This window comes from Lysobacter zhanggongensis (genome assembly GCF_046638635.1).
Taxonomy (GTDB): Bacteria; Pseudomonadota; Gammaproteobacteria; order Xanthomonadales; family Xanthomonadaceae; genus Novilysobacter; species Novilysobacter luteus.
The window spans coordinates 1-8,851 of sequence record NZ_JBJXHK010000077.1 but is presented as its reverse complement, the minus strand read 5'-3'; the positions used below and the strand labels follow the sequence as shown (position 1 = coordinate 8,851).

9 protein-coding genes are annotated in these 8,851 nt (G+C 70.0%); 5 read left to right on the top strand and 4 right to left on the bottom strand.

The window, feature by feature from the left end; translation table 11 throughout:
- Nucleotides 1-113: 113 nt before the first annotated feature.
- Nucleotides 114-1,001, bottom strand: a complete 888-nt coding sequence (gene phhA / locus ACKVMH_RS11180) for a phenylalanine 4-monooxygenase (RefSeq protein WP_412700342.1) — start codon at nucleotides 999-1,001, stop codon at nucleotides 114-116.
- A gap of 152 nt (nucleotides 1,002-1,153) precedes the next feature.
- Here phhA and ACKVMH_RS11175 point away from each other — a divergent pair, with 152 nt between their 5' ends.
- Together ACKVMH_RS11175 and ACKVMH_RS11170 are read left to right on the top strand one after the other, a co-directional pair.
- Entirely contained in the window at nucleotides 1,154-1,627 is a 474-nt protein-coding gene (locus tag ACKVMH_RS11175) for an Lrp/AsnC family transcriptional regulator (RefSeq protein WP_215219045.1), read from the top strand.
- Between the two features lie 82 nt (nucleotides 1,628-1,709).
- Complete coding sequence (locus tag ACKVMH_RS11170; RefSeq protein WP_412700341.1) at nucleotides 1,710-2,831, top strand: GGDEF domain-containing protein; 1,122 nt, start codon at nucleotides 1,710-1,712, stop codon at nucleotides 2,829-2,831.
- Here ACKVMH_RS11170 and ACKVMH_RS11165 read toward each other — a convergent pair.
- Together ACKVMH_RS11165 and ACKVMH_RS11160 are read right to left on the bottom strand one after the other, a co-directional pair.
- Entirely contained in the window at nucleotides 2,828-3,853 is a 1,026-nt protein-coding gene (locus ACKVMH_RS11165; protein ID WP_412700340.1) for a TIGR00266 family protein, read from the bottom strand. The two genes, ACKVMH_RS11170 and ACKVMH_RS11165, sit on opposite strands and share 4 nt — an antisense overlap.
- 90 nt (nucleotides 3,854-3,943) lie before the next feature.
- Nucleotides 3,944-4,720, bottom strand: coding sequence for a rhomboid family intramembrane serine protease (locus tag ACKVMH_RS11160; protein WP_412700339.1), 777 nt, complete (start codon nucleotides 4,718-4,720; stop codon nucleotides 3,944-3,946).
- A gap of 98 nt (nucleotides 4,721-4,818) precedes the next feature.
- On the opposite strand from ACKVMH_RS11160, the gene ACKVMH_RS11155 reads away from it, so the two are divergent.
- From ACKVMH_RS11155 to ACKVMH_RS11145, 3 genes are all read left to right on the top strand, one after another.
- Nucleotides 4,819-6,003, top strand: a complete 1,185-nt coding sequence (locus tag ACKVMH_RS11155) for a class I SAM-dependent rRNA methyltransferase (RefSeq protein ID WP_412700338.1) — start codon at nucleotides 4,819-4,821, stop codon at nucleotides 6,001-6,003.
- Between the two features lie 166 nt (nucleotides 6,004-6,169).
- On the top strand, nucleotides 6,170-7,486 hold the full coding sequence (locus tag ACKVMH_RS11150; RefSeq protein WP_412700337.1) for a DNA recombination protein RmuC: 1,317 nt from the start codon (nucleotides 6,170-6,172) through the stop codon (nucleotides 7,484-7,486).
- Complete coding sequence (locus ACKVMH_RS11145) at nucleotides 7,465-7,767, top strand: MlaA family lipoprotein (protein WP_412700336.1); 303 nt, start codon at nucleotides 7,465-7,467, stop codon at nucleotides 7,765-7,767. Before ACKVMH_RS11150 ends, ACKVMH_RS11145 begins: the two co-directional genes overlap by 22 nt.
- A gap of 129 nt (nucleotides 7,768-7,896) precedes the next feature.
- Here ACKVMH_RS11145 and ACKVMH_RS11140 read toward each other — a convergent pair.
- The coding region (locus tag ACKVMH_RS11140; protein ID WP_412700335.1) for an MlaA family lipoprotein at nucleotides 7,897-8,851 on the bottom strand (955 nt) is incomplete at its 5' end.

Below are 8,851 nucleotides of genomic sequence, written 5' to 3'. Positions count from 1 at the left end.
CGGCGTCATCGGCCGTCGCGCCGCGGCGCGCGGCACCGGGGCCGGCGGAGGCCCGGTGATCCCGCGTGGCCTGCATCGCAACCCCGAGGGCGCGGTACGGGTGCTGGCGCGGCTCAGACGTCTCCGTCGTTGAGCCAGCCCTCGCCGGTGCCGCGGTTGTAGACGTGGTCGCCGTCGAGCACGTCGCCGGCGGGCACGGACTCGAGTTGGGCCAGCCGCTCGTAGATCGGCGCGAAGTCCGGCCCGGTCGCGTCCATCAGCTGCTCGAAGCTGTCGATCACGAAGTAGGTCTTCTGGTAGGTGTCGATCCGGTAGCGCGTGCGCATGATCCGCTCCAGGTCGAAACCGATCCGGTTCGGCGCATCGCTCTCCAGGCAGTGGATCGACTCGCCCTTGGAGCTCACGATGCCGCTGCCGTAGATTCGCAGGCCGTCCCTCTGCCGGATAAGCCCGAACTCGACGGTGTACCAGTACAGCCGGGTCAGGTTGACCAGCGCGTCTTCGCCGATGCCGTGCGCCTTCACCCCGCCACGGCCGTACGCTTCCATGTAGTCGGCGAACACCGGGTTCATGAGCAGCGGCACGTGGCCGAACAGGTCGTGGAACAGGTCCGGCTCGGACAGGTAGTCCATCTGGTCCGGCTTGCGGATCCACCACGTCACCGGGAAGCGGCGGTTGGCCAGGTGGTCGAAGAACGTGAGCTCGGGCAACAGGCCTTCCACGCCCACCAGCTCCCAGTCGGTGGCCGCGCGCAGGATCGGGTTGAGGTCATCGAACCTCGGGATCCGGTCGGGCGTCATCTCCATCGCCGCCAGCGCGGACAGGAACTCGTCGCTGGCGCGACCGGGCAACACCGCCTTCTGGCGCTCGAACAGCTGCGCCCAGACCTGGTGGTCGGTATCGGTGTAGGTGTCCCACGGCTGCTCGACCACGGAGGTGGTGTAAACGGGCACGTAGCCCTTGTCGGTGAGCTGGTGTTCGACGCGCTTGGGCGATTCCATGGCGTGGGCCTCCTGTGGCGTGGGTGGACCGGTGCGGATCGCACGGGTGAACGTCCCACTCTAGCGGGCGGGTGCCGCAATCGTGTTGCGTTCTTGCGTGGATATCCCGAAACGGCGCAAGATCCTTGCGCCCCTAACGGCTCTCCCGGACCATGCCTGCCGTCACCCTCGACCGTACCGACGTGCTGTTGCTCGACCAGCTGCAGCGCGCGGGTCGCCAGACCAACGCCGAGCTGGCCGAACGGGTCAACCTGTCGCCGTCGGCTTGCCTGCGCCGGGTGCAGCGTCTGGAGCGCGACGGAGTGATCGCGGGCTACCGCGCGGAGGTCGACCCCGAACGGCTGGGACTGGGCCTGCAGGCCTTCGTCCGGGTCCAGCTCAACCACCACGACAGCGCCGCGATCGCCGCCTTCAGCGATTTCGTCACCACCTGGGACGAGGTGGTCGCCTGCCACGCACTGACCGGCGACATGGATTACCTGCTGCACGTGGTGGTGCGCGACCTGGAGCATTTCTCGCGGTTCCTGCTGGACAGGCTGCTCAACCAGGCCGGGGTCGACGATGTGAATTCCAGCTTCGTGCTGCGCACAGTGAAGGCCTTCCGCGGCTTGCCGCTGCCCCGCTGAACGGTTCAGGCAAGGAGGCGTCGGCGACCTGCAGCGGCAGGACCGGCGGCCGTTAACGGTACCGACCCCCCGGACTGCGGCCATGCTCATCCAACGGCTCAAGGCCGACTTCCGCCTCACCCTGATGACCGTGTTCGGCGCGCTGACCGTGGTCGGCATCACGCCGTTCGTGGTCTTCCGCATGCTCAACGACCAGCCGATTGCCGCGGTGGCGGACGTCGGGATCCAACTGGGCATCACCGCGATCGTGCTCTACGCCTGGCGCGGCGACCGGATGGACCGCGCCGGGCTGCTGGCCGCCGTGTTCTGTTCGGGGGGATGCGTGGCAATGGCCCATCTCACCGGCCTGACCGGAACGCTGTGGCTGTACCCGGTCCTGCTGTCCAATTTCCTGTTGGCCGCGCGCCGCCCGGCGGTGTTGATCTCCGCGGGTGCGATTGCGGTGCTGGTGCTCTCAGGTCCGTTCGAACCGGTCGAGGCCGTCACCTTTGGCGTCACCGCGGCGATGGTGAGCCTTTTCGCGTACTTCTTCTCGTACCGCACCGAGGCGCAGCGCCGGCAGCTNCTCTCAGGTCCGTTCGAACCGGTCGAGGCCGTCACCTTTGGCGTCACCGCGGCGATGGTGAGCCTTTTCGCGTACTTCTTCTCGTACCGCACCGAGGCGCAGCGCCGGCAGCTTGAAGGCGTCGCCGCGCGCGACCCGCTGACCGGCGCGCTCAACCGCCGCGGCCTTGACCGCGAGCTCGAGCGTGCCATCCAGGCCGCTGCACGCGACGGCCTGCCGGTGGGGCTGGCGGTGCTCGACCTGGACCACTTCAAGGAGGTCAACGATGCGTTCGGCCACGAGGCCGGTGACGCGGTCCTGCTGACCTTCGCCGATCTGGTGCGGCGGCTGACCCGGCGCGACGACCGCCTTTTCCGCCTGGGTGGCGACGAGTTCGCCCTGCTGCTGCCCGGTGCCGATGACGAGGCCCTGCTGCGCGTCGCCCAGACCGTGCGGCAGGCCATGCAGATGCACGGGCACGAAGCCGGTCGCGGGGTCACCGTATCGATCGGCGCAACCACCCTTCGGGTGGGCGAGTCGGCCCGGGATTGGATGCACCGGGCCGACACCGCCATGTACGACGCCAAGCGGGCCGGCAGCAACCGGGTGGTGGTTGCCCGCGCCGCAGGTCGCCCGGCCGACGCCCCGAGCCCGGCCTAGAAGCCGTCGCCGTCGAGCATCCGCCCGAGTCCGCCAAGCACCGAGCCCTCGCCGCGGTCCTTGCCGCCACCGCCCGGCGCGGCGGCCAGCATCCGGCCGGCCATGCGCGAGAACGGCAGCGACTGCAGCCAGACCTTGCCCGGCCCGGTCAGCGAAGCCAGGAACACGCCCTCGCCGCCGAACAGCATGCTCTTGATGCCGCCGACAGGCCGCACGTCCATGTCGACCCCGGCGTGGAACGCCATCACGCAGCCGGTGTCGACGTCGAGCCGCTCGCCGGGCTTGAGGTCGTACTCGACCACGGTGCCGCCGGCATGCACGAACACCCAGCCATCGCCCTCGAGCTTCTGCATGATGAAGCCCTCGCCGCCGAACAGGCCGGTGAGGATCTTGCGCTGGAAGTGGATGCCGACCTGCACGCCCCGCGCGCCGGCCAGGAAGCTGTCCTTCTGGCACACCAGGCGGCCGCCGTGGTCGGACAGCTTCATCGCCATCACCGTGCCGGGGTAGGGCGCGGCGAACGCGACCTTGCCCTTGCCCGATCCTTCGTGGGTGAACACCGTGGTGAACAGGCTCTCGCCGGTGACCACGCGCTTGCCGGCCGACATCAGCTTGTCCATGAAGCCGCCGCCCTGGCCCGCGCCGCGGCCGTCGCCGAACACCGTGTCCATCCGCACCGCGGCGTCCTTGTACATCAGCGAGCCGGCCTCGGCGATGGCGCTCTCGCCGGGGTCAAGCTCGACCTCGACGAACTGCATGTCGGCGCCGACGATGCGGAAATCGATCTCGTCGTCGCGGCCGCGGCCGGAGCCGGTCGACGGCATTGGCGGCATGCCGGGCGGTCCGCTGGCGCCGCGCGGCGCCTCGAGTTCGGCGACGTCGCCGACCGGGCGCCAGTCGGTGAAACCTTCGCGCCAGCAGTAATCCTCGGGATGCTGCTGGGCGTGGGCGCGCGCGGCGTTGTCGTCGAGCGGGCCGATGCGCGGGCTGTTGCTGCCTGCGCTGAAATACCAACGTTCCATGCGAATTCCCTGTCGATGTCCGGGTGAGCAAACGAGTCTAGGCGTTGCCGCTGGCCGTGGCGTATGCCGGAAGTGGCGCACCCGGGTCGCTCAGTCCCCGCGGCGGCGGAACGGCAGCACGGTGGTGGACTCGTCGTCTGCAGGCCGCTTCCACAGCACCGGCACGTCGTGCGGCGACGGCGGCTCGAGCGGGTCGTCGGTGCGATCCGCCTCCAGCGCGCGCTGTTCGTCCTCGATCTCCCAGCTGTAGCGGCGCCGCGGCGGCTGCGGGTCGAGCCGGCGCCAGAGCCAGGCCGCCAGCACGCCGCCCAGCGCTCCGCCCAGGTGGGCCTGCCAGGACACCCCGGGCTCGCGCGGCAACACCGTCATCAGCATGCCGCCGTAGAGGAAGAACGCGATCATCGCCGCCGCGATCGCGGGGCGGTCGCGTCGCAGCAGGCCGAGCACGAACACCAGGAACATCAGCCCGTGGGTGACACCGCTGGCGCCCAGGTGGTGGGAGCCGGGGTTGCCGAGCAGCCAGGCGCCCAAGCCGGAGCCGAGCCACGCCAGCGGCAGTGCGCGCAGCGTCGCCCGCGGATACAGCCCCATCGCGAGCGTGCCGAGCATCAGCAGTGCAATCGCGTTGGCGGCAAGGTGGTCGAACGAGCCGTGCAGCAGCGGCGCGCCCAGCAACCCCCGCAGGCCTTCCGCAGACCACGGCTGCACGGCCCACGCGCGCAGGTCGACGCTGCCCTGCAGCGTGAACACCACCAGCAGCACCAGCACGAAGCCCAGGCTCAGGTTGAAGGCGCGCAGCCAACGGCGGCGGTCGGCCGCGCGCTGGGTACGGGGGTCGGTGGGGTGGGCGTCGTCGGGCAGGTGCATGGACCCGACATGGTGCCTGCCACCGGCAATCCAATGGACCGCCGACGGGCCTCACCATTCCGCCAGTGGGCCACGACCGGCCCGCGTAGAATGGCGCGATGAACAACGACATGCCGACCGTCCGCCTCAGGAATGCCTGGAAATCGACCCATCCGTGGATCTTCCAGCGGCTGGTCGACAAGCCCGCGCAGCGCCCCAAGCCGGGCACGATCGTCGAGGTGGTCGGGGTCGACGGCGAGTGGGTCGGCCGTGGTTTCTACAACGGCCATTCGCGCATCGCGCTGCGGATGCTCGACAGCGACCCGGCCGCGGTCATCGACGCCAGCTGGTTCAGCCGCAAGATCGCCGCCGCGGTTTCGCTGCGCCGCGACGTGCTCAAGCTCGACGAGGTCTCCGACGCCTGGCGTGTGTTCCACAGCGAGGGCGACGGCATCAGCGGGCTGGTGGTCGACCGCTACGGCGACCTGCTGGTGCTGGAATACTTCAGCGCCGGCGCGTTCCGCCACCGCGAATGGATCATGGACGCACTGCGCGAACAGTTCCCCGGCTGCCGCTTCCACGGCTTTGCCGACGAGCACGTGCAGAAGCAGGAGAGTTTCGACTTCCGCGGTTTCGCCAGCAGCGGCACGGCGCCTACGCCACCGGCGTTGATCACCGAGTACGGGGTCAAGTTCCGCGCCGACCCGGCCGGGGCGCACAAGACCGGTTTCTTTGCCGATCAGCGCGAGAACCGCCAGTGGCTCAGCCAGCACGTCGCCGGCAAGCGCGTGCTCGACCTGTGCTGCAACACCGGCGGCTTCGCCGTGTACGCGGCGGTGCGCGGCGCGGAGGACGTGGTCGGCGTCGACATCGATGCCGACGTGATCGAGATCGCCAAGGGCAACGCCAGGCTCAACGGCGTGCGCCCGCGCTTCGTGCAGGCCGACATCTTCCCGTGGCTGCGCGATGCGGGGAATGCCGGCGAGCAGTACGACGTGGTGATCCTCGACCCGGCCAAGATGACCCGCGACCGCGAGCAGGTGATCCCGGCGCTGAAGAAGTACCTGGACATGAACAAGCTGGCGATCAGCGTGGTCAAGCCGGGCGGCCTGTTCGCCACGTTCTCGTGCACCGGCCTCGTCAGCGAGGAGCAGTTCCTCGACATGCTGCGGCGCGCGGCGTTCTACTCCAACCGCACGGTGCAGGTACTCAAGGTCGCCGGCGCCGGGCCGGACCACCCGTTCCTGGCCCAGGTGCAGGAATCGCGCTACCTGAAGGCGGTGTTCTGCCGCGTGCTGGACTGAGAACCGCCGGGTTGTGCAGGAGCGACGTTAGTCGCGACCCGGACATCAACAGGCAAGGGCGGGTCGCGACTCACGTCGCTCCTACCAAGGCCGGACGGACTCGCGGCACCCGCGTCGGCGCGAGTCGGTCGCAGCCGCCGAGACGGGGCGGACATACACTGGCCGCATGAACACCACGATCCTGCTTGTCCTCGTGATGGCGGCGCTGCTGGTCGCCATCGTGCTGCTGGTCCTGCTGCTGCGGCGCCCGGGCTCACCGATGGCCGACCCGGCACTCGCCGCCGAGCGTGACCGTCTTGCCGACGAGCTGCGCGCCGAGCGCGACCGCGTGCGCGAACAGTCGCTGGAAACCGGCCGCCTCAACGGCCGGCTCGGGGCGCTGGAGGCGGCACTCGAGGAGCAGCGCGGGGTGGCCGCACAGATGGAGCAGGCCCTGGCGCTCGCACGCACCGAGCAGCAACGCCTGCAGGCCGAACACGCCGAGGCGGCGGCACACCTCGAGCATGCCCGCCAGGCCAACGCCGACATGAAGGCCTTCCTGGCCGAAGCGCAGACCCGGCTGTCGGGTGCGTTCTCCGAGCTTGCCGGCAAGGTGTTCGAGGAGAAGGGCCAGCTGTTCGAGAAGAACGTCAAGCACGCCCAGCAGCAGTCCCGCTCCGACATCGAGTCGCTGCTCAAGCCGTTCGCCGAACGCATCGGCGAATTCCGCACGCGCGTCGATGCGCTGTATGGCGACGAGGCCAAGGAGCGCGCGTCGTTGCTGGGCGCGGTCACCGAACTGAAGTCGCTCAACCAGGAGATGGCCGGCCAGGCGGCGGCGTTGACCCGCGCGCTGAAGGGCAGCTCCAAGGTGCGGGGCGACTGGGGCGAGCTGATGCTCGAGAGCGTGCTGCGCGGCTCCGGCCTCGAGGACGGCGTGCACTACGACCGCCAGAAGTCGACGACCGACGACGACGGCGCCCGGCTGCAGCCCGACATCGTGGTGCGCCTGCCCGACGAGCGCTGCGTGGTGGTCGACAGCAAGGTCAACCTGGTCGCGTGGCAGGAGGCGATGAACGCCGAGACCCCGGAGCTGCAGCAGGATGCGATGCGGCGCCATGCCGTCGGCCTGCGCCAGCACATGAAGGAGCTGGGCGAGAAGAACTACCCGAAGGCGATCGGCGACTCGGCGCTCGAGATCACCATCGCCTTCATCCCGATCGAGGGCGCGCTGTCGGCCGCGCTCGGCACCGACACCGCCCTGCAGACCGACGCGTTCGAGCGACGGATCGTGTTCGCCTCGCCCAACACGCTGATGGCGCTGTTGCGCGTGGTCGAGCGGCTTTGGACGCGCGACAAGATCCAGCGCGAGGCGGTCGCGATCAGCGACAGCGGCGGCAAGGTGCTCGATGCGTTGATGGGTTTCGTCGCCGAGTTCGACCTGGTCGGCAAGCGCCTGGACGACGNCGCGACGTGGTTGGCATGGTCGGCGACGCACCGCTGAGCCCGCTGCGCCAGGTCAACGATGACGCCACCCGGATCCCGCTGCAGGGCCTGCAACTGGTCGATATCCGCACCCAGCTGCTGGCCACCGACAGCCTGCGCGAAGGCGCGGCCGACGACTACGCACTGGTCCGCGACGCCTGGATGCAGCGCCGCCAGTACCAGATCTTCGGCGACCGGGTGCAGAGCGAGGACGAGATCGCGCTTCCCGACTACCTGCAGGACGACACCCTGCCGCTGGTGCCCGCCGGCGCCGTGCCGGTGATGCCGACCGACGGTTGAGGTGGCGCCGGTGCGCCGGCGATCCGTGTAGGAGCGGCTTCAGCCGCGATCGGCGCCTGGCGCAGGCCAACGGTTTCGGATCGCGGCTGAAGCCGCTCCTACACGGATCGCCGGCGCACCGGCGCCACCTCAACCGTCGGTCGGCATCACCGGCACGGCGCCGGCGGGCACCAGCGGCAGGGTGTCGTCCTGCAGGTAGTCGGGAAGCGCGATCTCGTCCTCGCTCTGCACCCGGTCGCCGAAGATCTGGTACTGGCGGCGCTGCATCCAGGCGTCGCGGACCAGTGCGTAGTCGTCGGCCGCGCCTTCGCGCAGGCTGTCGGTGGCCAGCAGCTGGGTGCGGATATCGACCAGTTGCAGGCCCTGCAGCGGGATCCGGGTGGCGTCATCGTTGACCTGGCGCAGCGGGCTCAGCGGTGCGTCGCCGACCATGCCAACCACGTCGCGCACGGTGCGCGGCCCGAACAATGGCAGCTCGACGTAGCGCGACTTCTCCCAGCCCCACATCCCCAGGGTCTGGCCGAAGTCCTCGCTGCGCCGCGACAGCTTGGCGTCGCTGGCCGGGTCGAAGATGCCGCCGATGCCGAGCGTGGAATTGAGCAGGAACCGCCCCACCGCGTGCGCGGCCTGGCCGGGCTTGCCCTGCAGCAGCGCGTTGACCGCCGAGACCGGCTGGCCGAGGTTGCTGAAGAAGTTGCTGACGCCCAGCCGCACCGGCCGCGGCACGACCGCGACGTAGGCGCGGGCAAGCGGGCGCGCGACGGTGCGGTCGACCGCGTTGTTGAAGCGGTGCATCTGCCGGTTGTAGCGCTCCCACGGGTCGTGCGGCGGCGCGACCGTGGCCGGTGCGGGCAGGGTCGGATCAGCCACCGGGTCGTAGGCGGGCTCGCCGTAGAGCGCGGCGAAATCGAGCTCGGCCTGGGTGGGGACCGACCCGCTGTCGTCAGCCGCTTCGAGGCCCGATGTGATCGCGGGATCCTGCGGCATGCCGTCAGCCGCGGTTGGCACCAGCGTTGTCGTGGCCGGGTCGAGGGCAACGGCGTCGCTGGCCGCGGCCGCGTCAGTCGCCGGGCGCCCGGGGACG

What these genes read in the sequence shown, in the direction of transcription:
- ACKVMH_RS11145 (WP_412700336.1), top strand. Translation starts at nt 7,465, where the DNA reads ATGGTCGGCGACGCACCGCTGAGCCCGCTGCGCCAGGTCAACGATGAC.
- phhA (WP_412700342.1), bottom strand. Translation starts at nt 1,001, where the DNA reads ATGGAATCGCCCAAGCGCGTCGAACACCAGCTCACCGACAAGGGCTAC.
- ACKVMH_RS11160 (WP_412700339.1), bottom strand. Translation starts at nt 4,720, where the DNA reads ATGCACCTGCCCGACGACGCCCACCCCACCGACCCCCGTACCCAGCGC.
- ACKVMH_RS11165 (WP_412700340.1), bottom strand. Translation starts at nt 3,853, where the DNA reads ATGGAACGTTGGTATTTCAGCGCAGGCAGCAACAGCCCGCGCATCGGC.
- ACKVMH_RS11155 (WP_412700338.1), top strand. Translation starts at nt 4,819, where the DNA reads ATGAACAACGACATGCCGACCGTCCGCCTCAGGAATGCCTGGAAATCG.
- ACKVMH_RS11175 (WP_215219045.1), top strand. Translation starts at nt 1,154, where the DNA reads ATGCCTGCCGTCACCCTCGACCGTACCGACGTGCTGTTGCTCGACCAG.